Here is a 26,969-nt window from a genome sequence, read left to right as displayed (position 1 = left end):
TCACAACAAAGCCGGCGACGAACCGTGTCCGAGGGCTTTCCCCGGACCTCAGGCCGCGCGCCGGCTCAGGAAATCTCGATGCAGGGTAATGATCGATTCGGCCGTACTACCGTTCACTTCGCCCAGTGTCACGCCATCGAGTGCGCTGTAGAATGCCTCTTGCGCAGCATCGAGCGCGTGCTTCAGGCGGCAGTTGCCGCGGAGCACGCACGGCGGATTGCCACAGTCGACAATCGCCTTCTGGCCTTCGAGCTCGCGCAGGATCGTGCCGATCGTCAGCCGCTCGGCGTCGGGGCCAAGCTGCAGGCCACCGTGCCGGCCCCGCGTGGCCGTGATCCAGCCCAGCTTCGAGAGCCGCGCCGCCACCTTGACGAGGTGATTGTGCGAAATGTCGAACTGCTGGCCGACTTCGGCGATCGTGATGGGGCGGCTACCGTCGGCGCGCGATACATACATCAGCATGCGCAGGGCGTAGTCGGAGAATCGGGTCAATTGCATCGTGACTCGAATCATAGATATCCTGCATCTGAAATGCAAGTTTTCTGTTGCAGTTGTCGCAGTTGCAGATTGGTACACAAATTCCAGCCACTGCCTTCTTCCGGCACACCAAACCGTCATGCCGCGAGAGTTATACTCTTCGGCCATATCTGACTCACTTACCCAGACACGATGCGCAGAAACAACCACCGGACCGAAACCCGTCGCCGCGCCCGCGGCTTCACGCTGATCGAAATCATGGTGGTGATCGTGATCCTTGGGGTGCTGGCCGCGCTGGTTGTGCCCAAGATCATGAGCCGTCCCGATGAGGCCCGCATCGTCGCGGCGCGCCAGGACATCTCGTCGATCATGCAGGCGCTGAAGCTGTACCGCCTCGACAACGGCCGTTATCCCACCACGGAGCAAGGCGTGGCCGCACTGGTCAGCAAGCCCACCACGGAACCCATTCCGAACAACTGGAAGGGCGGCGGCTACCTGGAGCGCCTGCCCAAGGATCCGTGGGGCAACCCCTACCAGTACCTGAACCCAGGCGTGCGCGGCGAGATCGACGTGTTCAGCTTCGGCGCCGACGGCCAGGCAGGCGGCAGTGCCAACGACGCCGATATCGGCAACTGGGAATAACGCCCCCTCCCCTCATGTATCCGGCGACGCCGCGCAGCATGGCCGCTCTTTCCACGCGTCGCCGGCGTTTTTCCGGCTTCACGCTGCTCGAACTGCTGGTGGTCATGGTGATCGCCGGCATCGTCATATCCCTGGTGGCTGTCAACGCCACGCCCAACGACCGTGGCCGCGTACTCGACGATGGCCAGCGGATTGCCCGCCTGTTCGAACTTGCCCAGGAAGACGCGCAACTTGGCGCACGTCCCCTCGCCTGGGAAGGCGATGCCTCCGGATGGCGTTTCCTGGAATCCACCCCGCAGGGCTGGGTGCCGATGCGTGCCGACGTGTTCGCGCCGGGCCGCTGGCGTCTGGCGCTGGACAGCGCGGTGGTTGTCCAGGGCGGCCGGCAGTTCGGCAATGGCCCGATCCGGCTGGTCTTCGGCCGCGAACTGATCGATGAACCCCAGCGGCTGGTACTGACACGCGGCGATATCCGCATCGAAGTCGCAGGCGATGGCAGCGGCCGCTACGTGGCAACGATGACCCCATGATCCGCCGAGCCCACCGCCCCCACCCGCCCGGCTTTACGCTGATCGAGGTACTCGTTGCCCTGACCATCCTGGCCGTGGCGCTGACTGCCGCCATGCGCGCAATGGGTTCGATGACTGAATCCAGCGCCTCGCTACAGCAGCGCATGCTGGCCGAATTCAGCGCCGAGAATCATCTGGCCACGCTGCGGCTGTCCAGGACGTGGCCAGAGCCCGGTTCGCGCGGCTACGAATGCCCGCAGGGCGGCGTGCCGCTGTATTGCCAGGAAACCGTGTCGGGCACGCCAAACCCATCGTTCCGCCGCGTGGAAATCGCGGTTTTCCCATCGGCGACGGACAAGTCCGTACGGCTGGCCTGGCTGGTCACGCTGGTCCCCAATGAAACGCGCAATGTTCTCTGATCGATCGCGCAGGCGGCGCGGCGCATCCCCCACGCGCGGTTTCACGCTGCTGGAGATGCTGGTAGCCATCACGCTACTGGCGGTCATGGCGGTGATCGGATGGCGCGCACTCGATTCGCTCACGCGCAGCCGCGAGCGGCTGACCGAGCACGACGCACGCCTCGACGCGCTGAAAGTGCTCTACGGCCAGTTCCAGTCCGACTGCGAACACCTCGCCAAACCCGCCCAGCTCGATACGAGTCCCGTCGAACTGGCGCCCAACCAGTTGCTGATGGTGCGCGACCGCCGCGACGCTGGCCAGGCGCCGGCCTGGCAGGTGGTGACCTATCGGCTCGACGGCAACACGATCGTGCGCGCCGCCAGTCGGCCCGCCAGCACCCGCAGCGAAGTGCAATCGGCAATCCTGTCACTGCGGCAGGCCAACAGCCAGGGTCTGCAGCTGCGCCCACTGCTGAGTGACGCCGACCAGCTTTCGGCCCGCGCCTGGGTGGAGCCAGCCGGCTGGCTGGTGGACTCGGGACGCGTGCGCACGGCGTTGCGGCAGGCCAGTGTGATGGTCGATGCGGCGAGTGCCGCCGCCGCGCAATCCGCCAGCGATGCGCAGGCCAGTGCACAGTCCGAGGGCGGCGCCTACTCCGACAGCGTGAGTATTCGCGCCATCGAACTCAATGTCTTCGCCCGCATGAGCGAGGGCAGCGCCACGCGCCAGTTCCAGAAAGTCTGCATGACGGGGACGTCATGACCCGGCGCATCGCGATTCCCGAGCATCGCCAACGCCAGTCGGGCGCCGCCGTGGTGACCGCGCTGCTCATGGTCACGCTGGCCGTAGTTATCGTCTCCGGCCTGCTCTGGCGCCAGCAAGTACAGATCCGTTCGATCGAGAACCAGCGCCTGATGGCCCAGGCGGAATGGATCGAGCGCGCCGCCGTGGACTGGTCCCGGCTGATCCTGCGTGACGATCAGCGCCGCTCACAGGTGGACTACATCGGTGAGCCATGGTCTGTGCCGGTGGCGGAGACGCGTCTTTCAGATTTCCTCGGCACGGGCGTGAGCACGGACCAGGCTGGCGAAACCTCGTTCGTGTCGGGCCGCATCCTGGATGCGCAGGCGCGGTTCAACCTGACCAACCTCTATCTGTGGACGGCCGAAGGCGGGGTCCGCGTCGCCAATATCGACCAGACTTCCCTGGCGGCCTTCAGACGACTGCTTCAAACGCTGGGCATGAACGCCGCGCTGGCGGAGCCGACTGCACAGTATTTTCTGCGTGCCGCCAAGGGCGTCTCCGCCAACGGACAACCCGCGCCCCGGACGCCGGACAGTGTCGAAGACCTGCTGGCCATCCCCGGTTACTCGCCGCAGATGGTGGCGGTGCTGGAACCCTTTGTGACGGTTCTGCCCGAGCGCACCAAGGTCAACGCTAATACCGCGGACGCCGAAGTGCTCTCGGCCGTGATCGACAAGCTGTCCATCGACCGTGCGCGCGAACTGGTGCGCCAGCGTGACCGCGCCTATTTCAACAACACCGGCGACGTGACCACGCAGCTCCAGTCCATTGCGCCGCAGGCCGGGTCGGCCACCGATGCGCTGGACGTGCGCACCCACTATTTCCTGATCTACGGTTTGGTCCGGCACGACCGTGCGCGGCGCCTCAAGGTGTCGCTGGTACGCCGCAGCGATGTGCTCGGTAGCGGCAATACCACCCGAGTCATCTGGGTGCGCGATGCCGATGCCATGCCGGAGCAACGCTAAAACGGGGCCGTACGGCAAGCCAATTTTTGTGGGGCGCGACGTAGGAATCAACCTCCTCCAAAATCGGACGAGTCACTATTGACGCACGTTGGTCACACAGGCAAGGTATGCTGCTGCGCCAGCCCGGACAGCTGCAGCAACCTGCGGCCAGGCCCCTTGCTTCGCCAGCCCTGCCGTACCCCGGATGCTGGCGGCCGTCGGGCCCACTCCTGCCGCCAGCGCAATATCGTCCACTGCATACAGGGAAATCTTGAGTACCACGCTCTACGTCCGCCTGCCGCACCGGCCGCATGACCAGCCGCAACCGTGGCAATTCGGGACGATGCCGTTTGCGCTGGTACGCGCCACGGCAGGAGACAAAAGCCGGCGAACCGGCCTGCCGCCAGCCCCCGAGCTGTTGCGCGAAGGCCACGCCGTACCCGCCGAAATGCCCGCCGCAGACCGCCTGGTGCTGATCGTCGCCGCCAGCGATGTGCTGCTGACGGCCGCCATGGTGCCCCCGCTGCCCCCCGCCCGATTGCGTCTGGCGCTGCCCAATCTGGTCGAGGACATGCTCGCCACCGATGCGGCGCCGTGCCATATCGCCCTGGGGCCGGCGCTGGACCCAGCCGCCTCGGCACGCGGTGCGCGTCGCCGTCTGCTGATGGTGACGGACCGCGCGTGGCTGCGCGCCGCACTCGACCAGTTTGCCGAACACAAGCATCGCCGCCGCAGCGTGCTGCCCGCGCAGCTCTGCCTGCCGCTGGCCGAACCACTGGAATTGGCGCCCGAGGCCGCCGCAGCCGAGTCTTCCGCCGCCGAGCCGGTGCTGGCCGGTGGCGCCGACACCGCGCCTGCGCCCCGCCCCGCCGCTCCCGCCGCACCTGTCATTCCCGCCACCACAGACGAATCCCTGCAGCCCGCCACGCTGGTGGTGGAAGCTGCGGTCTCGGCGCTGGCCCAGTCGGCATCGTTGCTGGACACCTCGGCACCTGCCCTGGCAGCGGCCGAATCGGCCCGCCTCTGGCAGTTGACCGTCCGCACGGGCCCGTACGATGGCTACGGACTGCTACTCAACGATCAGGCGCTGGCCGCCTGGCAGGTGCTGGCCCCGGCCGGACACTGGCATGGCGACAAGACGGCCCAGGCACACGCGCCGGTGCCGGCCTTGCGCGAGACGCGCGCCGCGCCGCGTGCCTCAAGGATTTCCGATGCATGGCGCATCTGGCTCGTCGGCGCCGAAGCGTGCCTGCGCGAGCCGCAACTTGACCTGGCGCAGTTCGAGTTCGCCCAGGGCCGCATGGACCGCTGGAACCTGCGCGCCTGGCGCGCGCCAGTGGCCCTGGCCGTGGCGCTGCTGATCGTCCAGATCATCGGCATGAACGTGCAGTGGTTCATGCTGCGCCAGGAGTCGAAGCGGATCGATGCCGCGCAGATCGACCTCCTGCACACCGCATTCCCCAATGTGCCGCCCGTGGCCGAGCCGCCGCTGCTGATGCGTCGCCAGATCGAACAGTTGCGTACCGCCAGCGGCCGAAGCACGCCGAGCGATTTCCTGCCGCTGGCGGATGGCTTCGCACGCGCAGCCCGGGATCTCCCGCCCGATGCGCTGCTGCAACTCGATTACCGCGCCGGCACGCTGTACGTCACGCTCAAGCCGGGCACCAACACCAGCGCGCTGCGTGCCGCCGCGCGCCAAGTGGGTCTGCAGATGGACGAAGACAAGAACCCGCCCGACGCCACGGTGCGCGCCGGTGGCGCTCCGACGCCGCCGGGATCGCGCTGGACCGTGAAACAGGAAGCCGCCACAGGCAGCGTCGGCGGCAAGCCTGAAGGCAGGGCCGGCGCATGAAGTTCGGTAATCGTTCGACCTCCTCCCCCGCCTTTGCCCGTCTGGGCCGGCTGCGCCCGCGCGTGCCCGATGCCTGGCGCGAGCGCTTCGACACATTCTGGAACGCCCGCAATCCGCGCGAACAGGCCATCCTGGGTGGCGGCGCACTGGTCCTGGTGCTGGTGTTCGGCTACCTCGTGCTGTGGGAACCGGCTGCCACGGGCCGTGATCGTCTGATGCGCCACCTGCCCGTCCAGCGCGCGGACCTGGCCGAAATGGAAACCCTGGCGCAGGAAGCACGCGGTTTGCAGGCCAGCCCGGCGCCGTCGCTGCGCGGCGATGCGCTGACGCAGGCGCTGCAAGACAGCCTCGCCCAGCACGGATTGAAGGCCACGCGACTCGCGCCCACAGGCGAAAGCGCCGTGCAGATTCAGCTCGACAAGGCCGCCTTTGGCGCCGTGGCCAGTTGGCTGCAGGATGTCAGGGCGCAGCAGCGGCTCAAGGTCACGGACGCGAAAATCAGCTATGTCGGCGCCACGGCGCTGGTGAATGTCACGGCCACCCTGCAGGGTCCGGGCGCCGGCGGCCGTAACTGATGGCACGGCTGGAAGCATTGCGACTGGCTCGCCGACAGGCGCGCGCGCCGCGTGGCTGGCAACGGCTGCGTTGGGCCATGCTCGGCCTGGCGGCGGTTGTCGTGACGATCGTCGCGTCCCTGCCGGCTACATGGATGGCCGACCGCATCGCCACGGACACGCAGCGGCGGGTCCTGCTGGCCGATGCGGCAGGCACGCTCTGGCACGGTAGCGCCACGCTCGCGCTGACGGCCGGTGCCGGCAGCCAGACCGCCACGGTGCTGCCCGGCCGCCTGAACTGGGATGTGGCGTTCTGGCCGTTGCTGACGGGTACCTTGCGGGTGGTGGTGTTCCAGGACGCCGCCATGGCCGCGCCGGTCAAGCTGGCCGTTACGCCTGCGGGCTGGACGGTGGAATCGGGCAGTATCCGGCTGCCGGCCTCGATGCTGGAAGGCATTGGCGCCCCCTTCAACACCCTGCGCCCGGACGGCGCGATGCGTGTGGACTGGTCGGCACTGCAGGGCAGATTTACCGGCAACCAGAAGTCCGGGCATCTGAGCGTGCAGCTCGATCAGATGTCCGCCGCCGTCAGCCGTCTGCGTCCGCTGGGCAGTTACCGCGCGGATATCGACCTGGCCGGCGCCGATGGCAAATTGCAACTGAAAACCCTGAGTGGGCCGCTGTACCTGGAGGGCAGCGGCACGCTGGGCCGGCAGGCACGCTTCGAAGGTACGGCGCGCGCCGACCCCGATGCGGCAACCCAGTTGGCGGGCCTGCTGGGCCTGCTGGGCCGAACCGAGAACAACGTGACCAGGCTGCGCTTCTGAGCCTCACGGCAACAGAGCGAGCTTTGAACCGACGATGAAAACGCAAGCACACCCTTCTTTCTTCCGTACCGCCTGCGCACGCGCCACTGTGCTGCTGTGCGGCCTCTCCCTGCTGGCGCCCGCGCCGCTCTGGGCGCAGCAGCCCCAGCAGGTGCCGCAGCCGAACGACATTACACCGCGCAACAACCGCGACCAGGTGGTGCTGAACTTCGTCAACGCCGATCTCGAATCGGTGGTCAAGGCGGTGGGCCAGGCCACGGGCAAGAACTTTGTGATCGATCCGCGCGTGAAGGGCACCGTCAACCTGGTGACCGAACAGCCGGTCTCGCGCGCCCAGGCACTGGAAACGCTGGGGTCGGTGCTGCGGATGCAGGGCTACGCGATGGTGGACTCGAACGGCTTCACCAAGGTGGTGCCGGAAGCCGACGCCAAGCTCCAGGGCTCGCCCACGGTCATCGGCGCGGGTAGCTCCCGGGGCGATCAGGTGGTGACGCAGGTGTTCCGGCTGAACTACGAGTCGGCCAACAACCTCGTACCGGTGCTGCGGCCGATGATCGCGCCGAACAACACCATCACCGCCTACCCGGCCAACAACACGCTGGTCATCACCGACTACGCCGACAACCTGCGCCGCCTGGCCCGCATCATTGCGGCGGTGGATGCGCCGGCATCGGGCGAAGTGGAACTTATCCCGTTGAAGAACGCCGTGGCCAGCGATGCCGCCGTGGTCCTGCAGAAGCTGCTTGACCCGTCGGCAGCCGGCGGCGCCGGTGCTGCGCCGGGCGGCGATGCATCGCTGCGCACCACCGTGGTGGCCGAGCCGCGCAGCAACTCGCTGATGATCCGCGCATCGAGCCGTGCCCGTGTGCAGCAGGCACGCGCCCTGATCGAGAAGATCGACCAGCCCTATGCACGCGGCGGCAACATCTGGGTGGTGCCGCTCAAGAACGCCGACGCCACCAAGCTCGCGGCCACGCTGCGCGCCATCGTGGCGGCTGACAGCAGCTTCTCCACCTCGACCCAGGGCGGGCAGGCCGGTGGCATTGCCGGCGCCGCGGGCGCCACCTCGCAGAATACGTCGATGCAGCAGTCCGGCCAGTACACGGGCGGCTCGACCAGCGGCTATGGCCGCAGCGGCAGCAGCGGTTCGTCAAGCTTTGGCGGTGGCGGTTCGAACGCGTTCTCGTCGTCGTTCGCCGTGAACCAGCAGCCCACCACGGGTGGCATCATCCAGGCCGACCCGTCGACCAATTCGCTGATCATCACCGCAAGCGAGCCCGTCTACCGCAACCTGCGCGGCGTGATCGACGACCTGGATGCGCGTCGCGCCCAGATCTACATCGAATCGATGATCGTCGAGGTCACGGCCTCGCAGGCCAGTGAACTGGGCATCCAGTGGCAGGGCCTGGTCAACGCCACCGGCAATACCATCGGCTTCGCGGGCACCAACTTCGCCTCGGGCGGCGCCAACATCCTGAACCTGAGCCTGGCGGGCCTGCTCTACAACAACAACGCCACGGCCGGCATTGCGGCGGCGCAGCAGATCGTGCCGGACATCGGCGGGCTGAACGTGGGTGTGCTGAACCGTTCGACGGGCCTGGGTGCGCTGGTGCGCGCGCTGGGCAGCAACGACAGCGTGAACCTGCTCTCCACGCCGAACCTGATCACGCTGGAGAACGAGGAAGCCAAGATCCTGATCGGCCAGAACATTCCGATCACGACCGGCTCCTACGCGCAGACGGGCAGTTCATCGAGCGTGTCGCCGTTCCAGACCTTCGACCGCAAGGACGTCGGCATCACGCTGCGCGTGCGGCCGCAGATTTCCGAAGGCGGGCTGGTCAAGATGCAGATCTACCAGGAATCCTCGTCGGTGGTGGCCAACACGATCAACCTCACGTCGGGTCCCACCACCAACGTGCGCTCGATCGAGACCAATGTGCTGGTCGATGACGGCCAGATCATCGTGCTCGGCGGCCTGATCGAAGACAGCTACGGCGACGGCGTGCAGAAGGTGCCATTGCTGGGCGACATTCCGCTGATCGGCTCGCTGTTCCGCTACGAGAACAAGAACCGCAAGAAAACCAACCTGCTGGTGTTCCTGCGTCCGTACGTGATGCGCACGGCAGCCGCCACGGATCGCCTGACGCAGGACCGCTACGAGTACATGCGCGGTCAGCAGCAGGGCTACGTCTCGCCTAACATGCTGGTACGGGACAAGGACACGCCGGTACTGCCGCCTGCCGATTCCCCGGGTGCGCCGTTCGTCGATCCGCGCTACAACGGTCCCGTGCAGAGTCCGCTGCCGCTGAGCCCCACGCCGCCCGCTGCACCGGAGCAGCCATCGGTGCCGCCGTCGCAACAACCATCGCAGCAGCCGCCACGTCCGCTGTCGCTGAACGACCAGTCGTTCGCCAAGCCGGCACGTCCGCAAAGCTGAGTCACGCATGACGACCGAAACACTCGCCGCGCAACCGCCGCAGGAAGCGCCTCTCGAAGCCCCGTCGCCGATGGCGGCGCGGCTTGTGTCGTACGCGTTCTCGCGCGATGCCGGACTGCTGGTGGCGCACCAGCGTCCGGACGGACTCGAAGTCTGGGTGAGCCGCAAGACCTCGCCGGCGGCACTGGCCGAGGTGGCGCGCGTGCATGGCGCGCTGCATCTGCGCGTGCTGGAGCAACCCGCGCTGGAAGCGGCGATGTCCGATGCGTACAACCGCCAGGACGGATCGGCCGCACAGATCGTGGGCGAAGTCGAAGGCGAGGTAGACCTGTCGCGGCTGATGCAGGACATTCCCGCCGTGGAAGACCTGCTGGAGTCCGAGGACGACGCGCCGATCATCCGCATGATCAACGCGCTGCTCACGCAGGCGGCGCGCGAGCAGGCATCGGATATCCATATCGAACCGTTCGAATCGGCATCGGTGGTGCGCTTCCGTGTGGACGGTACGCTGCGCGATGTGGTGCGACCCAAGAAGGCGCTGCACGGCGCGCTGATCTCGCGGATCAAGATCATGGCGCAGCTCGATATCGCCGAGAAGCGTCTGCCACAGGATGGCCGTATCACGCTGCGCGTGGGCGGACGTCCGGTGGATGTGCGGGTCTCGACGCTGCCGACCGGTCATGGCGAACGCGCGGTGCTGCGTCTGCTCGACAAGGAAGCGGGCCGGCTCGATCTCGCAAAGCTCGGCATGGCACCCGGCACACTGGGCGGCTTCGATCATCTCGTGCGCCAGCCGCACGGCATCGTGCTGGTGACCGGCCCGACCGGCTCGGGCAAGACGACCACGCTGTATGCGGCGCTGTCGCGGCTCGACTCGCACACGACCAACATCATGACCGTGGAAGATCCGATCGAGTACGACCTCGACGGGATCGGCCAGACGCAGGTCAATCCGCGTATCGACATGACGTTCGGCAAGGCCCTGCGCGCGATCCTGCGGCAAGACCCGGACGTGGTGATGATCGGCGAAATCCGCGACTTGGAGACCGCGCAGATCGCTGTGCAGGCCTCGCTGACGGGTCACCTGGTGCTGGCCACGCTGCACACGAACGATTCGGCTTCGGCCGTGACGCGTCTGGTGGACATGGGGATCGAGCCGTTCCTGCTGTCGTCGTCGCTGCTCGGCGTGCTCGCGCAGCGGCTGGTTCGGCGCCTGTGCCCGCACTGCAAGCGCGAGGAAGTGATCGAAGTCACGCCGGGCGAGGCCGATGTGTTGCAGGCCGAAGGCAAGCCGCTGCAACGCGTGTGGCACGCCGTGGGCTGCGACAAGTGCGGCCACTCGGGCTACCAGGGCCGCATGGGTGTCTACGAACTGCTGACCGTGGACAGCGAGATCCAGACGATGATCCATCGCCAGCAGCCCGAATCGGAAATCAAGCAGGTGGCGCTCGGCAAGGGCATGCACACCATGCGTGGCGATGCGCAGCGCTGGATCGAGAGCGGCGCCACGTCGCTGGAAGAAGTGCTGCGCGTGACGCGCGACTAGGAACCTGACGCCGCATGCCCGCCTTTCGCTACGAAGCCGCTGACGCTACCGGCCGCACCGACCGCGGCGTCATCGAGGCCGACAGTCCCAAGCAAGCGCGCACCCAGTTGCGGGCACGCGGCCTGACGCCGATTTCTGTCGATCCGCTGGCCGGTGCGGGCCTCGCCAAGCGCGGCAGCCAGGGCATGTTCGTGCGCCGGCTGTCCACGCAGGAGCAGGCGCTGTTCACGCGGCAGCTCGCCAGCCTGATCGTGTCGGGCCTGCCGCTCGACGAGGCGCTGGGTGCGCTGGCCGACCAGGCCGAACGTCAGTACGTACATGAGTTGCTCGCCGGTATCCGCGCCGAAGTCATGGGCGGCAGTTCGCTGTCCGTGGCGCTGTCGCAGCATCCGAAGGATTTTCCGGATATCTATCGCGCGCTGGTTTCTGCTGGCGAGCACTCGGGCCACCTTGGCGTGGTGCTGGAGCGGCTGGCGACCTATATCGAGACGCGCAATACGCTGACGTCGAAGATCCGCCTTGCCTTCACCTATCCGGCCATCGTCACCGTGGTGGCATTCGCCATCGTGATCTTCCTGCTGTCTTATGTGGTGCCGCAGGTGGTCAGCGTCTTCGCCAACACCAAGCAGAAGCTGCCCACGCTGACGATCGTCATGTTGTGGCTGTCCGATTTCGTGCGTAACTGGTGGTGGGCGGGCATCGCCGCGATTGCGGTGGTCACGGCGATCATACGCAGCGTGCTCAAGCAGCCGGACGTGAAGCTGTCGTGGCACCGCTGGCTGCTGACCGCGCCGCTGATCGGCAAGCTGATCCGCGGCTACAACACCGCGCGCTTTGCCAGCACGCTCGCGATTCTGGTATCGGCCGGTGTGCCGATCCTGCGCAGCCTGCAAGCCGCTGGAGAAACGCTGACGAACGTCGCGCTCAAGAACAACGTCGACGATGCGACGACGCGGGTGCGCGAAGGCGCCTCACTGGCGCGCGCACTGGCCGCGCAGAACCAGTTTCCGCCGGTGCTGGTGCATCTGATTCGTTCGGGGGAAGCCACCGGCAACCTGCCGATCATGCTGGAGCGGGCGGCTACGGGCGAAGGCCAGGAACTGGAGCGTCGAACGCTGTTCCTGACCAGCCTGCTGGAGCCGCTGCTGATTCTGACGATGGGTGTGGTGGTGCTGCTGATCGTGCTCGCGGTACTGATGCCGATTATCGAGATCAATCAGTTGGTGCGATAGGCGGGGATAGGCGCCAGCGGCAGACGATGCGCTGGCCCTCACCCCCAGCCCCTCTCCCGCCGTGCGGGAGAGGGGCGCGAACCGACAGGGGCCGAGTCGCTCCGAGCTTATTCCTGCGCCACTACCTTCTTCTTTGCAGGCGCCCGCTTGCGCGGTGCAGCCTTCTTCTTCGCTGCCGGCTTCTTTTCTTCAGCCGGTGCTGCTTCCTCCACCGGCACTTCTTTCACAACAGCTTCCACGACTTCCGGCTCTGCCTTGGCCGACAGCACCGTCGTGCCCGGAGCCGAGAACACCGACTGGTCGATTGGCCACGGCGTGTCGCTAAGCGTCACGTCGGGACGGCGGGTGCGCTTGCCGCGTGCCTTGGGTTCTTCTTCCACCGGCTCCACGGTTTCCGCAATCAGCGTCGAAGCCGAGCCTGCACGTTCTTCCTCGATATCGGCTGACAGCGCAGGCGCGGGTTCGGGGATGGCGTCGATTTTCACCACCGGGGCCGGCGTCTCGATCGGCGGCACAGGCTGGGCGACGGTTTGCGCCGGCGGCTGCGGGGCGGGCTTCGGCTGGTGGGCGCGGGGTTGCTGCTGAGGTTGCTGCGGTTGCTGTGCCACAGGCTGCGGCGCCTGCTGCGCCACCGGCTGGCCCTCACCCTTGTTCCGCTTGCGCAGCCGAACCCAGATCGTCTTGTTGTTGCCGCCGTTGCGGGTTTCCACCTCGAACAGGTTGGTAGCCGTCACCAGCTCGGACAGCTTGCCGTAGCCGTAGTTGCGCGAATCGAACTCCGGCACCTGCTTGGCGATGTAGTTGCCGATGCCGCCGAGCGTGGACCAGCCGTCCTCGTCGGACACGGCCTGCGAGGCGCTCTGCAGCAGGCGCACCAGCCGCGAATCCTGACGCAGTTCCTGGGTGCTGCGGCGACGGGCCGGGGCGGTGGCCGCATCGGCGTCTCCGTCTGCATCGTTATCGGTATCGGCCGCGCGCAGCACGTCCGAATAGATGAACTTGTCGCAGGCGGTCACGAAAGGCTTGGGCGTCTTGCGCTCGCCGAAACCGTAGACGGTCAGGCCCTGCTCGCGGATGCGCGAGGCCAGGCGCGTAAAGTCGCTGTCGCTCGACACGATGCAGAAACCATCGAAGCGGCCCGTGTAGAGCAGGTCCATCGCATCGATGATCATCGCGCTATCCGTGGCGTTCTTGCCTACCGTGTAGCGGAACTGCTGGATCGGCTGGATCGAGTGCGCCAGCAGGCGGTCTTTCCAGCCCGACAGGTTCGGGCGCGTCCAGTCGCCGTAGATCCGCTTCACGGCGGCCACGCCGTATTTGGCCACTTCGGCCAGCAGTCCTTCGACGATGGCGGGCGCTGCATTGTCGGCGTCGATCAGGACGGCCAGGGTCGCACCCTGGCGGGGAGAATTGTTCATGGTCGGTTCTTCTTGAGGGCCGGGTTGCACCATGGAGGGGGCCCGGCGGTGTGACGCACAGACGCCACAAAGCAGTCGGCGTGCGCCATTTGGATGCACCGCAGTGTACACGGGCAGCCCAACGGTATACGGGAAATCACGGGGGCATATGGCCCGTTTTATGCTGCATCGCACGGTACCGTGGTCTGCACGCCGGTGCTACCATCGCTCGCAGAGACACGGCTGTTCGACGCTTCCACAAGAAGCGGCCAACAGTTGCCTATAACTGATGTATCGGTGATCCCGACAGCACGCCCCCCAGAGGAGCACATATGAATGCCCCACTGACCGCCCCGGTCAGCGACGCTATCCGTCGCGCGCTCGAAAACGTTTCCCTCGAAGACAAATACACGCTTGAGCGTGGCCGCATCTACATCAGCGGCACGCAGGCCCTTGTGCGCCTGCCGATGCTGCAGCAGGAACGCGACCGCGCCGCCGGCCTCAATACCGCCGGTTTCATCTCCGGCTATCGCGGCTCGCCGCTCGGCGCGCTCGACCAATCGCTCTGGAAGGCCAAGAAGCACCTGGCCGCCCACAACGTGGTGTTCCAGGCCGGGCTGAACGAAGACCTCGCCGCCACGTCGGTATGGGGTTCGCAGCAGGTGAACATGTATCCGGACGCCAAGTTCGATGGCGTATTCGGCATGTGGTACGGCAAAGGCCCTGGCGTGGATCGCACGGGCGATGTGTTCAAGCATGCGAACTCGGCCGGTTCGAGCCGCCACGGCGGTGTGCTGGTGCTGGCCGGTGACGACCACTCCGCAAAATCCTCCACGCTGGCACACCAGTCCGAGCACATCTTCAAGGCGTGCGGGCTGCCGGTGCTCTATCCGTCCAATGTGCAGGAGTATCTCGATTACGGCCTGCACGCCTGGGCGATGAGCCGCTACTCGGGCCTATGGGTGTCGATGAAGTGCGTGACCGATGTGGTGGAGTCGTCAGCCTCTGTCGAACTCGATCCGCATCGCGTGCAGATCGTGCTGCCCGACGACTTCATCCTGCCGCAGGGCGGGTTGAACATCCGCTGGCCTGATCCGCCGCTCGAACAGGAAGCGCGGCTGCTCGACTTCAAGTGGTACGCGGGGCTGGCTTATGTCCGCGCGAACAAGATCGACCGCATCGAGATCGATTCGCCGCACGCGCGTTTCGGCATCATGACTGCCGGCAAGGCATATCTCGATACGCGCCAGGCACTGTCCGACCTGGGACTCGACGACGCGACCTGCGCGCAGCTCGGCATCCGCCTGTACAAGGTGGGCTGCGTCTGGCCCCTGGAGGCACACGGCGCGCGTGCGTTTGCGGAGGGGCTGCAGGAAATCCTCGTCGTCGAGGAAAAGCGCCAGATCATGGAGTACGCGCTCAAGGAAGAGCTGTACAACTGGCGCGACGATGTGCGCCCCAAGGTCTACGGCAAGTTCGACGAGCGCGACAACGCGGGCGGCGAATGGTCGATCCCGCAGAACAACTGGCTATTGCCGGCGCACTACGAACTATCCCCGGCGATCATCGCCAAGGCTATCGCCACGCGACTCGACAAGTTCGACCTGCCCAGCGACGTGCGCGCGCATATCGCCGCACGACTGGCCGTGATCGAAGCCAAGGAAAAGGCGCTGGCAACGCCGCGCGTGACCGCCGAGCGCAAGCCGTGGTTCTGCTCGGGCTGCCCGCACAACACATCGACCAACGTGCCCGAAGGTTCGCGCGCGCTGGCCGGTATCGGCTGCCACTACATGACGGTGTGGATGGACCGCAGCACGAGCACCTTCAGCCAGATGGGCGGCGAGGGCGTGGCGTGGATCGGCCAGGCGCCGTTTGCCGGCGACAAGCACGTCTTTGCCAACCTGGGCGACGGCACGTATTTCCACTCGGGGCTGCTGGCGATCCGCGCGTCGATCTCGGCGGGCGTGAACATCACGTACAAGATCCTCTACAACGATGCGGTGGCGATGACGGGCGGCCAGCCCGTGGACGGCCAGCTTTCGGTGCAGGACATCGCCTATCAGGTGGCGGCGGAAGGCGCGAAGAAGATCGTCATCGTCACGGATCAGCCCGAGAAGTACAACAGTGCGATCAAGCTGCCGGAAGGGCTGACCGTTCATCATCGCGACCAGCTCGATACCATCCAGCGCGAATTGCGCGAGGTGCCAGGCTGCACGATCCTGATCTACGACCAGACCTGCGCCACCGAGAAGCGCCGCCGCAGGAAGCGCGGTACGTTCCCCGATCCGGCGCGCCGCGCGTTCATCAACGATGCAGTGTGCGAAGGTTGCGGAGACTGCTCGGTCAAGTCGAACTGCCTGTCCGTGGAGCCGCTCGAAACCGAACTCGGCACCAAGCGGCAGATCAACCAGTCTTCGTGCAACAAGGACTTCTCGTGCCTGAACGGCTTCTGCCCGAGCTTTGTCACGGCGGAAGGTGCGCAGGTGCGCAAGCCTCAGGCCACGGGCATCGCGATGACTGGCCTGCCTGAACTGCCGCTGCCACAGTTGCCGACGATGCGCCGCTCGTACGGCATCCTTGTCACGGGTGTGGGCGGCACCGGCGTAGTGACGATCGGCGGCCTGCTCGGCATGGCCGCGCACCTGGAAAGCAAGGGCGTGACGGTGCTCGACATGGCGGGGCTGGCGCAGAAGGGTGGCGCGGTGCTCTCGCACGTGCAGATCGCGGACAAGCCTTCGGATCTGCATGCCACGCGGATCGCGATGGGCGAGGCCGATCTCGTCATCGGCTGCGACGCCATTGTCTCGGCCACCGACGATGTCATCTCGAAGACGCAGCATGGCCGCACGCGCGCCATCGTCAACACGGCGCAGACGCCGACCGCCGCGTTCATCAAGGATCCGAAGTGGCAGTTCCCGGGTCTCTCGGCAGAGCAGGACATCCGCAACGCCGTGGGCGAACAGTGCGATTTCATCAACGCCAGCGCACTGGCCGTGGCGCTGCTGGGCGACACGCTCTACACGAATCCGCTGGTGCTGGGCTACGCGTGGCAGAAGGGATGGATTCCGTTGTCGCTCGAAGCGCTGGAGCGCGCCATCGAACTGAACGGTGTGTCGGTGGAGAAGAATAAGGCCGCCTTCGATTGGGGCCGTCATATGGCGCATGACCCGGATCATGTGCTGTCGCTGACGGGCAAGCTCAAGACGCAGACCGAAGGGGCCGATGTGGTGAAGCTGCCGACATCGTCCGGCGCGCTGCTGGAGAAGCTGATCGCCAATCGCGTGGAGCTGCTGACCAAGTATCAGGATGCGGCTTATGCGTCCAGATATCGCGATGCCATCCAGCGCGTCCGCACTGCGGAGAGCGCGCTGGTCGGCGCTGGCAAACCCCTGCCGCTGACAGAAGCTGCGGCGCGCAATCTCGCCAAGCTGATGGCCTACAAGGACGAGTACGAAGTGGCGCGCCTGTACACCGACCCGCTTTTCCTCGACAAGCTGCGCGCGCAGTTCGAAGGCGAACCGGGCCGTGACTACCAGATCAACTTCTGGCTGGCGCCGCCGATCACGGCCAAGCGCGATGACAAGGGACATCTGGTCAAGCGCCGCTTCGGTCCGTCCACGATGACGCTGTTCCGCATCCTGTCCAAGCTCAAGGGCCTGCGCGGTGGGCCACTGGACGTGTTCGGTCGTACCGAGGAACGCCGTATGGAACGCGCGCTGATCGGCGAATATCGGGCACTGCTCGATGAACTGTCGGGTGGCCTGACGGCGGCGAACCACAGCACGGCTGTTGAGTTGGCCAACGTGCCGGACGACATTCGCGGCTTTGGGCATGTGAAGGAGAACAACCTGGCAGCGGCGCGTGGCAAGTGGGCGCGGTTGCTGGGAGTGTTTCGCGATCCGAAGGTTGGAGAGCGGGCGGCTTGATATCGCTGCGGCATACGAAGCGCCGGCCCTCTCCCCCGCCCCTCTCCCGCTTGCGGGAGAGGGGAGAACACCACGGGTGATTCGATCGCTCTCGGTTGGCTCTCCTCTCCCGCCCTGCGGGAGAGGAGCTGAGGGAGAGGGCCAGCGGTTCAATGTTCAGCTAACGTAGCTACACTGTGATGCCCCAAACCCTCACCGCATCACCATGCATCTCCGCCCCTATCACCCCGCCGATGAATCCGCCGTAGTCGAACTCTGGAAAGCCTGCGGCCTGACGCGGCCGTGGAACGACCCGCACAAGGACATCGCGCGCAAGCTGACGACGCAGCCGGAATTGTTCCAGGTTGGCGAACTCCACGGGCACGTGCTCGCCACGGCGATGATCGGCTACGACGGGCATCGGGGCTGGGTCTATTACCTGGCGGTCGATCCGGAATTGCAGGGTCGTGGCTACGGGCGCATGCTAATGGCCCGCGCCGAGGCACTGCTGATCGAGCGCGGCTGTCCCAAGATCAACCTGTTGGTGCGCGAGACCAACGACGGGGTGCTCGCGTTCTACGACCGGCTCGGTTATGGCCGCGATGCCGCGGTGAGCTTGGGCAAGCGTCTGATTCCGGACCACTGAACATTGATCGGAGACCCCCATGACCACTTACCAAGGCAGTTGCCACTGCGGCCAGATCGCCTTCGAAGCCGATGGCGAGATCACGCAATTGCTGCAATGCAATTGTTCGATGTGCCGCCGTCGAGGCCATCTGCTCTGGTTCGTGCCGATGACGGATTTCCGGCTGAAGACGCCAGACGCCAACGCATCCACCTATCGCTTCAACACGATGAAGATCGCGCACCGCTTCTGTCCGACCTGCGGTGTCGGCCCGTACTCCGAAGCCTCCGATCCGAAAGGCACGCCTACGGCGGCAATCAATGCCCGGTGTCTCGATGGACTGGATCTCACCACGATCAAGGTGATCGACTACGACGGCGCGCACAAGTAAATATGGATGACGAATACCTATGGCGATTTTTATCAAACTTAAATTCATGCCATGGATATTCATTCAATCCGGTGCCGACGATACCCCCTTAAGCACCCACTGAATTGGTTTCCCGCTGGAGAGGCGGCGCCGATACAATTTCCGCTTCCTTGACCGCCCCGCACACCGGCGCCCCCGAAAGCGCCGGGCGCGCCATGACCGCCACCGCCCCGCACCTCTCCCCTCGCCAGATCATCTGGACGCTCGGCATTACCGAGATCATCAGCTGGGGCACGCTTTACTTCACGTTCACGGTCTTTCTGGAACCCATGCATCAGGCACTGGGTTTCGGCAAGCCATTCCTCGCGGGTGGCTTCTCACTGGGGTTGCTGGTCTGGGCCATGTGCTCGTTTGCGGTTGGCCGCCTGCTTGATCGGGTACCTGCACGCAAGGTCATGGGCTGCGGCTCGGTACTCGCCGCTGCGGGCCTGCTGCTGTGGGCGTGGTGCCCATCGCCAACCGTGTTCCTGCTGATGTGGATTCCGCTGGGTCTGGCGATGGCTTCCACGCTCTATGAACCCGCATTCGTGGTGCTGAGGCAGGCGTTTGGCGACAGCTACCAGAAGCCCATCGTCAAGGTGACGCTGTTCGCCGGCTTCGCCAGCACGATCTTCATTCCGATCGGACAATGGCTGGTGCTGCATCTGGGCTGGCGCGAGACGCTGGTCATCTTCGCCGCACTGAACCTGTTCGTCTGCGCCCCGCTCCATGCCCGCCTGCGCTACGCCGTGCATGCCACCTATTCCGGCACGCCGTTTCCCGGCGGCGCTTCGCCCGCCTCGCAGGGCATTGCGCGCGCCACGCTGCGCGAGCCGGTGTTCTGGGCCGTGGTCGCCGCCTTTACAGCCACGGCCGTGATCGCCTCGCTGCTCGGCGCGCACCTGATTCCGATGCTGACCGAGAAGGGCATGCCCGTCGGGCAGCAACTGATTGTGGCCGCGCTGATTGGCCCCGCGCAGGTGGCGGGACGCCTGGCCATGGCACGGCTGCCGATCAGCCAGCCGGTTCGACTGTCGATGCCCGTGTACGTGGTCATGAGCGTGGGCCTGATTTGCCTGACCTTCGGCCATGGCTACTGGCTCATGGTCGCGGCCATCTGCTACGGCATTGCCAACGGTGTGAACACCATGCTGCGCGCGATGGCGATGCCCGAACTGATCTCGCGTCATCACTACGCCACGCTGAATGGGTTAATGATGACCCCGGTGCTGCTGATGCAGGCCGCAGCGCCATGGTTCGGCGCGCTGCTCTGGCGTGCCGCTGGCGGCTACTGGCTCATGCTGTGGGTCATGGTGGCGCTGGCGCTCGGCGCGCTGGGCGCGTTTGCCTACGCGCTGCACCAGCGCGGCCTGCTGCGGCAGGACGCCGCCGTCGCATAAAGCGCTCACTTCCAATCTTTTTTGTTGTTCCTGGCCGTACCTGATGTCCGATTATTCGTTCGAAACCGCCTCGCCCCCGATTGCAGTTCCCGCCCCGACCCCGCAAGCGGTGTCGCGCGCCACGCGCGGCACGATGGCGCTGTTCTTTGCCAACGGCGCCACGTTCGCCACGTGGGGCGTACACATCCCCACCATCAAGGCGCGCTTCGAACTCTCCGATGCCATGCTGTCGTTCGCCATGCTGGCTGTCGCTGCGGGGGCCATCCTTGCGATGGGGCCGGTGGGACGTTGGGTGGGCCGTCTAGGTAGCGGCAAAGCGTCGATGATTGGCGGCGTGGCCTTCTCGCTGGTCACGCTGAGCGTGCTGGCTGTGCCGAGCTTCGCCTTGCTGCTGCCGACGCTGCTCGTGTTTGGCATGACCAATGCCCTGTTCGATGTCGGCATGAACGCGCAGGCCGCTACGGTGGAAGCCAGCCGCACGCGGCCCGTGATGTCGGCGCTGCACGGCATGTTCAGCCTGGGCGGGATGGTTGGCGCGGCTTTCGGCGGTCTGATGATCTCGTTGGATGTACCCCCGCTTGCGCACGCGGCGATGATCGCGGCCATGACCGCTGCGGTGGCGATCGGCGTCGCGCCGGGCCTGCTTGCGGATCACCCCGCGCTGCCATCGGCCGAGCACCATCGCGAGCACGCCTCGCGCGCGCTGTGGCTGCTGGGCCTGATGGCGTTCCTGGGGCTGGTGGGCGAAGGGGCGATGTACGACTGGACCACGGTCTACATGCGCGAAGTCACGCAGGCACCGCTCGACTGGGTCAGTTTCGGCTATGCGGCATTCTCGGGCGGCATGGCCTGCGGCCGGTTCGGGGGGGATCTCCTGCGTGCCCGTTTCGGCGATGCGCGCACGTTGACCGCCAGTGCCTGGGTGGGATTCGCGGGCATCGCGCTGGCGCTCTTCGTGCCGTTCCCGCTGGCCGCGCTGATCGGCTTCGCGCTGATGGGACTGGGCGCCGCCAACATGGTGCCGATCTTCTTTGCGGCGGCGTCCTTCCTGCCCGGCGTGACCCCGGCCGAGGCCATCGCACGCGTGGCGCGCTTTGCTTACGTAGGAATGCTGATCGGCCCGGTACTGATCGGTGGCGTGGCGCATCTGGCCAACCTCCGCGTCGGCCTCGCCGTGGTGGCGCTGACGATGGGCTACATCGCCTTGTTCGGCGCGCGGGCTGCGCGCCGGTATCTCAGGACCTGAGCCGCCTGAACCTTAGGCAGCCTTGGGCAGTGGCGCATGGCCGGTGCCCATGCCCTGGAAGACGAAGGTATCCATCGCCAGCACGCCGTAGGTGACCTCATCGGCAATCCGGGCCACCTCGGCCTGGCTGGCTCCCGCCTCGGCGGAACCCATTGCTGCGCCCAGCACCACGTAGAACGGCAGCAGATGCTCGTCCGTGGGATGCGCGCGGCGCGCGTACGGCGCCTGCGTCCGATAGTCCGCAATACGCGACACATCGCCGGTGGCCAGTGCTTCGTTCAGCGCGTCGGTCATCCAGCCGCGGAACGCATCGACATAGGGCTCGGTCTGCGGGCCGTGCTGCGCCTTGCGCTCGCCGCTGCCGAACACCTCCTGCAGATTGTGCGTGAAGCTGCCCGACCCCACCACCAGCACGCCTTCGGCACGCAGCGGCGCCAGCGCGCGGCCAATCTCGATCTGCGCCGCCGGGCTCAGGTACGGGTTGAAGGCGAGCTGCACCACGGGCACATCGGCATCCGGGAAGAAGTGGCGCATGGGCATCCAGGCGCCGTGGTCCAGTGGCCGATCCGGATCTTCGCCGACGTAGCTCGCGCCGGGAATGGCGGCTGCCTCGATCAGCGATTTCACGCGTGCGGCCAGTTCCGGCGAACCCGGGGCGTCGTAGCGCAGCGCGTAGAGTTCACGCGGAAAGCCGCCGAAGTCGTGCCACGCTTCCTGCCGGGTGCGCGTGCCCACGGCCAGCGTGCTGTAAATCCAGTGTGCCGAGATCACGAGCACGGCCTTTGGCTTCAGCGTGCGCAGGCGCTCGCCAAGCGCATCGAACGCGGCGCCCGTAGGGCCGGGATCGATGGCGAGCATGGGGGATCCGTGGGAGACGTAGATGGCGGGAAGCAAGGTAGTCATGGCGCAAGCCGTTCAGCGGTTTTCTGCAATGCATGAAGTCTGGCAAAGATCCGGGGCGGCAACGCGCGCCGTTTGCGGACACTTCGTGCAAAAAACTTGAAGCTACGGGTGCCCCTGCGTGAAGCGGCATCGGAGGGCGTTGGATACCGCACACAAACGATGCAGATGCGCAACAGCACCGGGGCAGCCGTAGTCGGAATCGGCCTATGATGTGCCCAGAGATGCCATGACGCATCCGCCGGAGAAAGCCCAGTGGCCAAGCGTTTCGATCCCCTGCACGCCCTGCCCCACGCCCTGTGGTGGCAGCCCGGCGTCTATGGCAGCGGCCCAGCCGTACTGCTGTGGATCATCGCGCGGCTACCCGCCGATATGCTCGCCGAAGCCTTCGGCATTCCCTTTGCCGCCGCGCTGTTCAATCATGCTGGCGACACGGTCTTCGTGATCGGCTGGACGGCCAGTGCCGCGTGGCTATGGTTCACGCGCAAGCGGCCTGCCCCCACGCCTGACGTCCAGGCCCCCACCCGAGCAGCGGCCGACGCCGATGCCATCGCCAGCCATACGGGGCACGGCGCTCTCTGAACCCTCGTTGATTCGCCACTTTTTGTGCTGCGTACCAACGTGGTGGGCAGGGCTGCTGGCTGGGTTGATGTAAGGAATCGCTTAAGATGACGCCTTGCGTCACCGCCGGACCATAACCGGCGGGGGCAATCCACCGGTTCCTTCCTCTGTATCAAGCCCCATGTCCGTTACCGCAGCCACTGCAAACGACCTCTCCAAATCCACCCGACGACGCGCGATCATCGCCGCCACCATCGGCAATGGCCTGGAATGGTTCGATTTCACCGTCTATAGCTTTTTCGCCGTCATCATTGCCAAGCTGTTTTTCCCCACCGGCAATGATCTGACCTCGTTCCTGCTCACCGTCGCCACCTTCGGCGTGGGCTTCTTCATGCGTCCCGTGGGCGCCATCGTGCTAGGCGTCTACGCCGACCGCGTGGGCCGCAAGGCTGCGCTGACGCTGACCATCCTGCTGATGGCCCTGGGTACGGCCATTATCGGCCTGGCCCCGACTTATGACTCCATCGGCCTCTGGGCGCCCGCGCTGATCGTGCTGGCTCGCCTGATTCAAGGCTTCTCGGCTGGCGGCGAAGTCGGTGGCGCCACGGCATTCCTGATCGAACACGCTCCGGATGAAGAACGTGGCATGTACGCCAGTTGGCAGCAGGCCAGCCAGGGCATTTCGTTCATGCTGGGTGCCGCCATGGGCGCGCTGGTCATCAACGGTCTGGATCAGGCCCAGATCGATTCCTGGGGCTGGCGCATTCCGTTCCTGTTCGGCCTGCTGATCGGCCCGGTGGGTATGTACATTCGCTCGCATCTGGAAGAGCCGCCCGAGTTCGAGGCACGCCAGGCCGAGCGCCGCGCCAACAACGTGAAGTTTTCGCCACTCTCGCAAGTGCTGCGCGACCATCCGCGCGAAGTGCTGGCCGGCCTTGGCGTGACCATCCTCTGGACGGTCTGCACCTATGTACTGGTGTTCTACATGCCGTCGTACGCCAAGCAGCAACTGGGTCTGCCGCTGGGCGCCACGTTCCAGTCCACGGCCATTTGCGGCGCCATCATCCTGGTGTTGTGCCCGCTGATGGGGATGCTGTCCGACCGCGTGGGCCGCAAGCGCATGCTGACCGTGGTGGCGCTGGCGATTCTGGTACTCGCCTATCCGCTTTTCCACTGGCTCAACGTGGCACCAACCACCGCCACGCTGCTGAAGGTGCAGATCGTGCTGGGCATCCTGCTGGCCGCGTTCACGGGCCCGGCGCCCGCCGTGCTGGCCGAGCAGTTCCCGACCGAAGTGCGTTCCACGGGTCTCTCGCTCGCGTACAACTTCGCCGTGACGATCTTCGGCGGCTTTGCCCCGCTGATCGTGACGTGGCTGATCGAGTCCACGCACAACAAGCTGGCCCCGGCCTACTACGTGATTGCGGCTGCCGCGATCAGCGTCGTCGCACTGTTCTTCATGCACGACCGCACGGGCAAGAAACTGGCCTGACCGGCACCTCGCCTTTGTTACGAAAAAGCCAACCTGCGGGTTGGCTTTTTTACATTCGAATGTCCGATTCCAGCGTGCCGCATCCGGTACGCTATCGCTTTGCTCCGCACGGATCGACTCCATGACCACCACGTCCGCGAAGTCCTCGAAACCGTCAGCCCAGGCCCAGGTACGCTGCGGCTGGTGCGGTGAACTCGAAGACTACTGCCACTACCACGACAACGAATGGGGATTCCCGGTGGACGACGACCGCCGGCTGTTCGAAAAGCTCTGCCTGGAAGGCTTCCAGTCCGGCCTGAGCTGGCTGACGATCCTGCGCAAGCGCGAAGCCTTCCGCCGCGCCTTCGCCAATTTCGAGATCGACAAGGTCGCGCGTTTCACCGAAAAAGACGTGGAGCGGCTGCTGGGCGATGCCGGCATCGTGCGCCATCGCGGCAAGATCGAAGCGGCCATCAACAACGCGAAGTGCGCCCAGGAACTGCTCAAGACCGAGCCTTCGCTGGCGGCCTACTTCTGGAAATTCGAACCCGATCCGAAAAGCCGTCCCAGGAAGCTGACACCGGAGGTACTGCGCACCATGGCGATCAGCCCGGAGTCCACGGCGCTATCGAAAGACCTGAAAAAGCGCGGCTGGAAGTTCGTCGGTCCCACCACGATGTACGCGCTGATGCAGGCAATGGGGCTGGTCAACGATCACATGGACGGCTGCACCACCCGCACCCAGGCACTGGACGCCCGCAAGGCGTTCAAGGTGCCGCGGTAGGCGGCATCTTATGCGGCGTCAGGCGGTGGGCCCTCGGTGTCGGGTCCGACCGCCGCGGCCTGTGGTGTTGCTGTGGCGGGGCGCCATAGCAGCCGGCGCAACGCCAGGGCGCCAATCAGGCACGCGACTGCGGCCGTGCCCCAGACAAGGAGCGGAATCTCCCCCATGGATTCCACTTTCAACTCGCCCAACGCTGTAACCGCGATGTTGATGCCGGCATGCAGCACGATGCCGGGCCACAAGGAACCCGTGCGCACATAGAACACGGCAGCAAGAATCCCAATCGCGAAGGCAATCACGAACTGATAAACGTTCAAGTGCATCAGGCCGAACACGAACGCCGAGTAGACGATGGCATCGGTGGTCCCGTAGCGCTTGAGCATGCCGCGCAGGATGATGCCGCGGAAGAACATCTCTTCCACCATCGGCGCAGTGGCGCAGGCCAGCACCCAGTTACCCAGGCCGCCGCTCATCATCTCGAATATGGTCACTTCGTACTGAGATAGCGGCAGCGCCTTTTCGAGCAGCCACATCGCTGCGCCATCGAGCAGGACGATCAGCGGCACTGTCATCAGGATCGGCACGCCAATCAACACCACCGTCGCCATCGCGCTGGAGCGGCTTTCGTGGAACAACCTGCGATAGCTCAGGCCACTCTGGTGCAGCAGCATGGCAAACACGATGCCGCACGCCAGGATGCGAACAATCGAAGCCGCCGCCATAAGGTCCAGGCCGGATCGCATCAGCATCGGCCGGAGCAGCGTTGTCACGATGACTTCCATGAACCACGCCGCAAAGGTCAATGCCAGCGCCCATGGCAGTGAGATGGGCTGGATATCGGACTCGGGACGGTTCATGGTGGATGCCGGGCACATGGTGCTGGAAAGCCGACATTCTAGGACTGGGCCCTTCTGCGCGTGACGCGTTGTGGTGGGGTATTGCTGTAGCGCAACGCGGAAAAAACCGAACCCGCAACAATGCGTTTACGGTTTACGTCATTGTTTACGTATACATAAATAGTAGTAGTAATGGTTAACACTGAGCTCGCACAGTGGATAACCGCCTTTTCCCCTTATCGATCAACAGGTTGCAGAAAAGATAACCGCAAGGGCAGATGCGCGGGGTATACGTGGACGGCCGTGGATAACCCGCGCCAGCATTCCGGCCTGCCACGTATACGTGCAAAGTTGTTCGCCGGTTGTACGTATACGTCCCACATCTTGCGCCCAGTCAGGGCACAGACTTGTGCACGGGGTTGTCCACAGGCACGGCTTGGGTCCACACTGGCGGCTTGCCGCGTCGGAGCCGTCCATGGACACCACTACCCTGTTCCTCTACCTGATCGCCGTTGCCACCGTGATGGTGACGCCTGGCCCGACGATGCTCCTTGCGCTCAGCAACGGCGCCACGCGGCCCATGCGGGTTACCGCCTGCGGGATCGGCGGCGCAGCACTGGCCGACCTGATCCTGATCGGTGCGGTCGGCTGCGGACTGGGCGCGGTACTTCAGGCATCGGAACTGCTGTTCTCGGCGATCAAGTGGGTTGGCGCGGCTTACCTGCTTTACCTCGCCGTGACGATGTGGCGCGCGCCCAGCCAGGCGCTGGTCGCCACGGTCGACGCCTCGTCATCGAGCGGCCGCGCCGCGTTCCTGCGCGCGCTGTTCGTGGCGCTCTCGAATCCCAAGGCCATCCTGTTTACTTCGGCCTTCGTGCCCCAATTCGTCCACGCGGACAAGCCCGTGGCCATCCAATACGTGATCCTGGCCGTAGTGGCAGCACTGATGGATATCCTGATGATGTCGATCTACGCGTTCGGTGGCCGGCACGCAGTGCGCACACTGTCCGGCCGCGCGGTGCAATGGATCAACCGGGGTTGCGCAGGGATGCTGGCGTTTCTGGCGGTGGGGCTGAGTTTGTATCGGCGGAGCGATTTGCGGTGAATGTTTGCTCCCCTCTCCCGCCGAACGGGAGAGCGGCCGGGGGAGAGGGCAGGCGCTGAAAACGGGCCTGTCAGGAATTTTGTGTGTAGGGCATAACATGTCGTTAA

24 protein-coding genes are annotated in these 26,969 nt (G+C 65.5%); 20 read left to right on the top strand and 4 right to left on the bottom strand.

Annotated elements, in window-relative coordinates; all coding sequences use genetic code 11:
• Window positions 1–48 precede the first annotated feature (48 nt).
• Entirely contained in the window at window positions 49–498 is a 450-nt protein-coding gene (locus tag ABDB81_RS26845; RefSeq protein ID WP_171020521.1) for an Rrf2 family transcriptional regulator, read from the bottom strand.
• Between the two features lie 171 nt (window positions 499–669).
• Here ABDB81_RS26845 and gspG point away from each other — a divergent pair, with 171 nt between their 5' ends.
• The 11 genes from gspG to gspF all read left to right on the top strand — a co-directional run bounded on the left by gspG (window position 670) and on the right by gspF (window position 12,223).
• Window positions 670–1,119: a type II secretion system major pseudopilin GspG gene (gene gspG / locus ABDB81_RS26840; protein ID WP_137928144.1), complete on the top strand. Its 450-nt coding sequence runs from the start codon at window positions 670–672 to the stop codon at window positions 1,117–1,119.
• Between the two features lie 38 nt (window positions 1,120–1,157).
• Window positions 1,158–1,649 carry a prepilin-type N-terminal cleavage/methylation domain-containing protein gene (locus ABDB81_RS26835; RefSeq protein WP_346814052.1) on the top strand — a complete coding sequence of 164 codons (492 nt, stop codon included), beginning with the start codon at window positions 1,158–1,160 and terminating at the stop codon, window positions 1,647–1,649.
• Window positions 1,646–2,047, top strand: coding sequence for a type II secretion system minor pseudopilin GspI (gspI, locus tag ABDB81_RS26830; protein WP_160473087.1), 402 nt, complete (start codon window positions 1,646–1,648; stop codon window positions 2,045–2,047). The genes ABDB81_RS26835 and gspI overlap by 4 nt, the downstream gene beginning before the upstream one ends.
• Window positions 2,025–2,789 carry a prepilin-type N-terminal cleavage/methylation domain-containing protein gene (locus ABDB81_RS26825; protein WP_137928190.1) on the top strand — a complete coding sequence of 255 codons (765 nt, stop codon included), beginning with the start codon at window positions 2,025–2,027 and terminating at the stop codon, window positions 2,787–2,789. The genes gspI and ABDB81_RS26825 overlap by 23 nt, the downstream gene beginning before the upstream one ends.
• Window positions 2,786–3,796: a type II secretion system minor pseudopilin GspK gene (gspK, locus tag ABDB81_RS26820; RefSeq protein WP_137928191.1), complete on the top strand. Its 1,011-nt coding sequence runs from the start codon at window positions 2,786–2,788 to the stop codon at window positions 3,794–3,796. The genes ABDB81_RS26825 and gspK overlap by 4 nt, the downstream gene beginning before the upstream one ends.
• A gap of 250 nt (window positions 3,797–4,046) precedes the next feature.
• Window positions 4,047–5,627, top strand: coding sequence for a type II secretion system protein GspL (gspL, locus tag ABDB81_RS26815; RefSeq protein WP_346814051.1), 1,581 nt, complete (start codon window positions 4,047–4,049; stop codon window positions 5,625–5,627).
• Window positions 5,624–6,202, top strand: coding sequence for a type II secretion system protein M (locus ABDB81_RS26810; RefSeq protein WP_346814050.1), 579 nt, complete (start codon window positions 5,624–5,626; stop codon window positions 6,200–6,202). Before gspL ends, ABDB81_RS26810 begins: the two co-directional genes overlap by 4 nt.
• Complete coding sequence (gene gspN / locus ABDB81_RS26805; protein ID WP_137928194.1) at window positions 6,202–7,008, top strand: type II secretion system protein N; 807 nt, start codon at window positions 6,202–6,204, stop codon at window positions 7,006–7,008. The genes ABDB81_RS26810 and gspN overlap by 1 nt, the downstream gene beginning before the upstream one ends.
• A gap of 34 nt (window positions 7,009–7,042) precedes the next feature.
• A complete protein-coding gene (gene gspD / locus ABDB81_RS26800) occupies window positions 7,043–9,445 on the top strand; it encodes a type II secretion system secretin GspD (RefSeq protein WP_160473091.1) in 2,403 nt (800 codons plus the stop codon).
• A 7-nt stretch (window positions 9,446–9,452) separates the two neighbouring features.
• Window positions 9,453–10,991 carry a type II secretion system ATPase GspE gene (gspE, locus tag ABDB81_RS26795; protein ID WP_346814049.1) on the top strand — a complete coding sequence of 513 codons (1,539 nt, stop codon included), beginning with the start codon at window positions 9,453–9,455 and terminating at the stop codon, window positions 10,989–10,991.
• Window positions 10,992–11,005: 14 nt separating this feature from the next.
• Window positions 11,006–12,223 (top strand): type II secretion system inner membrane protein GspF, encoded by a 1,218-nt coding sequence (gene gspF, locus ABDB81_RS26790; RefSeq protein ID WP_137928196.1) that lies wholly within the window; start codon window positions 11,006–11,008, stop codon window positions 12,221–12,223.
• A gap of 107 nt (window positions 12,224–12,330) precedes the next feature.
• Here gspF and ABDB81_RS26785 read toward each other — a convergent pair whose 3' ends face one another.
• A complete protein-coding gene (locus ABDB81_RS26785; protein WP_137928197.1) occupies window positions 12,331–13,641 on the bottom strand; it encodes an NYN domain-containing protein in 1,311 nt (436 codons plus the stop codon).
• A gap of 311 nt (window positions 13,642–13,952) precedes the next feature.
• Between ABDB81_RS26785 and ABDB81_RS26780 the strand changes: the two genes are divergently transcribed.
• The 5 genes from ABDB81_RS26780 (at window position 13,953) to ABDB81_RS26760 (ending at window position 21,205) form a co-directional block, all read left to right on the top strand.
• A complete protein-coding gene (locus ABDB81_RS26780) occupies window positions 13,953–17,546 on the top strand; it encodes an indolepyruvate ferredoxin oxidoreductase family protein (protein WP_346814048.1) in 3,594 nt (1,197 codons plus the stop codon).
• A gap of 205 nt (window positions 17,547–17,751) precedes the next feature.
• Window positions 17,752–18,171 carry a GNAT family acetyltransferase gene (locus tag ABDB81_RS26775; protein WP_346814047.1) on the top strand — a complete coding sequence of 140 codons (420 nt, stop codon included), beginning with the start codon at window positions 17,752–17,754 and terminating at the stop codon, window positions 18,169–18,171.
• 19 nt (window positions 18,172–18,190) lie between these two features.
• Window positions 18,191–18,541 (top strand): GFA family protein, encoded by a 351-nt coding sequence (locus ABDB81_RS26770; RefSeq protein ID WP_346814046.1) that lies wholly within the window; start codon window positions 18,191–18,193, stop codon window positions 18,539–18,541.
• Window positions 18,542–18,735: 194 nt separating this feature from the next.
• Window positions 18,736–19,959 carry an MFS transporter gene (locus ABDB81_RS26765; protein WP_346814045.1) on the top strand — a complete coding sequence of 408 codons (1,224 nt, stop codon included), beginning with the start codon at window positions 18,736–18,738 and terminating at the stop codon, window positions 19,957–19,959.
• Between the two features lie 133 nt (window positions 19,960–20,092).
• Window positions 20,093–21,205, top strand: coding sequence for an MFS transporter (locus ABDB81_RS26760; RefSeq protein ID WP_346814060.1), 1,113 nt, complete (start codon window positions 20,093–20,095; stop codon window positions 21,203–21,205).
• A 12-nt stretch (window positions 21,206–21,217) separates the two neighbouring features.
• Here the strand turns inward: ABDB81_RS26760 and ABDB81_RS26755 are convergent, their stop codons facing one another.
• On the bottom strand, window positions 21,218–22,108 hold the full coding sequence (locus tag ABDB81_RS26755) for a class III extradiol ring-cleavage dioxygenase (protein ID WP_171020528.1): 891 nt from the start codon (window positions 22,106–22,108) through the stop codon (window positions 21,218–21,220).
• A 252-nt stretch (window positions 22,109–22,360) separates the two neighbouring features.
• On the opposite strand from ABDB81_RS26755, the gene ABDB81_RS26750 reads away from it, so the two are divergent.
• From ABDB81_RS26750 to ABDB81_RS26740, 3 genes are all read left to right on the top strand, one after another.
• Window positions 22,361–22,687, top strand: coding sequence for a hypothetical protein (locus tag ABDB81_RS26750; protein WP_160473095.1), 327 nt, complete (start codon window positions 22,361–22,363; stop codon window positions 22,685–22,687).
• Window positions 22,688–22,847: 160 nt separating this feature from the next.
• Entirely contained in the window at window positions 22,848–24,158 is a 1,311-nt protein-coding gene (locus ABDB81_RS26745; protein ID WP_137928394.1) for an MFS transporter, read from the top strand.
• A gap of 121 nt (window positions 24,159–24,279) precedes the next feature.
• Window positions 24,280–24,921, top strand: coding sequence for a DNA-3-methyladenine glycosylase I (locus ABDB81_RS26740; protein ID WP_346814044.1), 642 nt, complete (start codon window positions 24,280–24,282; stop codon window positions 24,919–24,921).
• A gap of 8 nt (window positions 24,922–24,929) precedes the next feature.
• Here ABDB81_RS26740 and ABDB81_RS26735 read toward each other — a convergent pair whose 3' ends face one another.
• Window positions 24,930–25,778, bottom strand: a complete 849-nt coding sequence (locus ABDB81_RS26735) for a CPBP family intramembrane glutamic endopeptidase (protein WP_346814043.1) — start codon at window positions 25,776–25,778, stop codon at window positions 24,930–24,932.
• Between the two features lie 454 nt (window positions 25,779–26,232).
• Here ABDB81_RS26735 and ABDB81_RS26730 point away from each other — a divergent pair, with 454 nt between their 5' ends.
• The gene (locus tag ABDB81_RS26730; protein WP_346814042.1) at window positions 26,233–26,862 is read left to right on the top strand and encodes a LysE family translocator; all 630 of its coding nucleotides are present in this window, start codon (window positions 26,233–26,235) and stop codon (window positions 26,860–26,862) included.
• Window positions 26,863–26,969: the final 107 nt, after the last annotated feature.

The sequence above is a fragment of the Cupriavidus sp. DL-D2 genome (genome assembly GCF_039710735.1).
Classification (GTDB): Bacteria; Pseudomonadota; Gammaproteobacteria; order Burkholderiales; family Burkholderiaceae; genus Cupriavidus.
Note: the sequence above shows the minus strand (reverse complement) of the source record. Positions and strands in the feature narration are given on the sequence as shown.

What these genes read in the sequence shown, in the direction of transcription:
- ABDB81_RS26845 (WP_171020521.1), bottom strand. Translation starts at nt 498, where the DNA reads ATGCAATTGACCCGATTCTCCGACTACGCCCTGCGCATGCTGATGTAT.
- gspG (WP_137928144.1), top strand. Translation starts at nt 670, where the DNA reads ATGCGCAGAAACAACCACCGGACCGAAACCCGTCGCCGCGCCCGCGGC.
- ABDB81_RS26835 (WP_346814052.1), top strand. Translation starts at nt 1,158, where the DNA reads ATGGCCGCTCTTTCCACGCGTCGCCGGCGTTTTTCCGGCTTCACGCTG.
- gspI (WP_160473087.1), top strand. Translation starts at nt 1,646, where the DNA reads ATGATCCGCCGAGCCCACCGCCCCCACCCGCCCGGCTTTACGCTGATC.
- ABDB81_RS26825 (WP_137928190.1), top strand. Translation starts at nt 2,025, where the DNA reads ATGAAACGCGCAATGTTCTCTGATCGATCGCGCAGGCGGCGCGGCGCA.
- gspK (WP_137928191.1), top strand. Translation starts at nt 2,786, where the DNA reads ATGACCCGGCGCATCGCGATTCCCGAGCATCGCCAACGCCAGTCGGGC.
- ABDB81_RS26810 (WP_346814050.1), top strand. Translation starts at nt 5,624, where the DNA reads ATGAAGTTCGGTAATCGTTCGACCTCCTCCCCCGCCTTTGCCCGTCTG.
- gspN (WP_137928194.1), top strand. Translation starts at nt 6,202, where the DNA reads ATGGCACGGCTGGAAGCATTGCGACTGGCTCGCCGACAGGCGCGCGCG.
- gspD (WP_160473091.1), top strand. Translation starts at nt 7,043, where the DNA reads ATGAAAACGCAAGCACACCCTTCTTTCTTCCGTACCGCCTGCGCACGC.
- gspE (WP_346814049.1), top strand. Translation starts at nt 9,453, where the DNA reads ATGACGACCGAAACACTCGCCGCGCAACCGCCGCAGGAAGCGCCTCTC.
- gspF (WP_137928196.1), top strand. Translation starts at nt 11,006, where the DNA reads ATGCCCGCCTTTCGCTACGAAGCCGCTGACGCTACCGGCCGCACCGAC.
- ABDB81_RS26785 (WP_137928197.1), bottom strand. Translation starts at nt 13,641, where the DNA reads ATGAACAATTCTCCCCGCCAGGGTGCGACCCTGGCCGTCCTGATCGAC.
- ABDB81_RS26780 (WP_346814048.1), top strand. Translation starts at nt 13,953, where the DNA reads ATGAATGCCCCACTGACCGCCCCGGTCAGCGACGCTATCCGTCGCGCG.
- ABDB81_RS26775 (WP_346814047.1), top strand. Translation starts at nt 17,752, where the DNA reads ATGCATCTCCGCCCCTATCACCCCGCCGATGAATCCGCCGTAGTCGAA.
- ABDB81_RS26770 (WP_346814046.1), top strand. Translation starts at nt 18,191, where the DNA reads ATGACCACTTACCAAGGCAGTTGCCACTGCGGCCAGATCGCCTTCGAA.
- ABDB81_RS26765 (WP_346814045.1), top strand. Translation starts at nt 18,736, where the DNA reads ATGACCGCCACCGCCCCGCACCTCTCCCCTCGCCAGATCATCTGGACG.
- ABDB81_RS26760 (WP_346814060.1), top strand. Translation starts at nt 20,093, where the DNA reads ATGGCGCTGTTCTTTGCCAACGGCGCCACGTTCGCCACGTGGGGCGTA.
- ABDB81_RS26755 (WP_171020528.1), bottom strand. Translation starts at nt 22,108, where the DNA reads ATGACTACCTTGCTTCCCGCCATCTACGTCTCCCACGGATCCCCCATG.
- ABDB81_RS26745 (WP_137928394.1), top strand. Translation starts at nt 22,848, where the DNA reads ATGTCCGTTACCGCAGCCACTGCAAACGACCTCTCCAAATCCACCCGA.
- ABDB81_RS26740 (WP_346814044.1), top strand. Translation starts at nt 24,280, where the DNA reads ATGACCACCACGTCCGCGAAGTCCTCGAAACCGTCAGCCCAGGCCCAG.
- ABDB81_RS26735 (WP_346814043.1), bottom strand. Translation starts at nt 25,778, where the DNA reads ATGAACCGTCCCGAGTCCGATATCCAGCCCATCTCACTGCCATGGGCG.
- ABDB81_RS26730 (WP_346814042.1), top strand. Translation starts at nt 26,233, where the DNA reads ATGGACACCACTACCCTGTTCCTCTACCTGATCGCCGTTGCCACCGTG.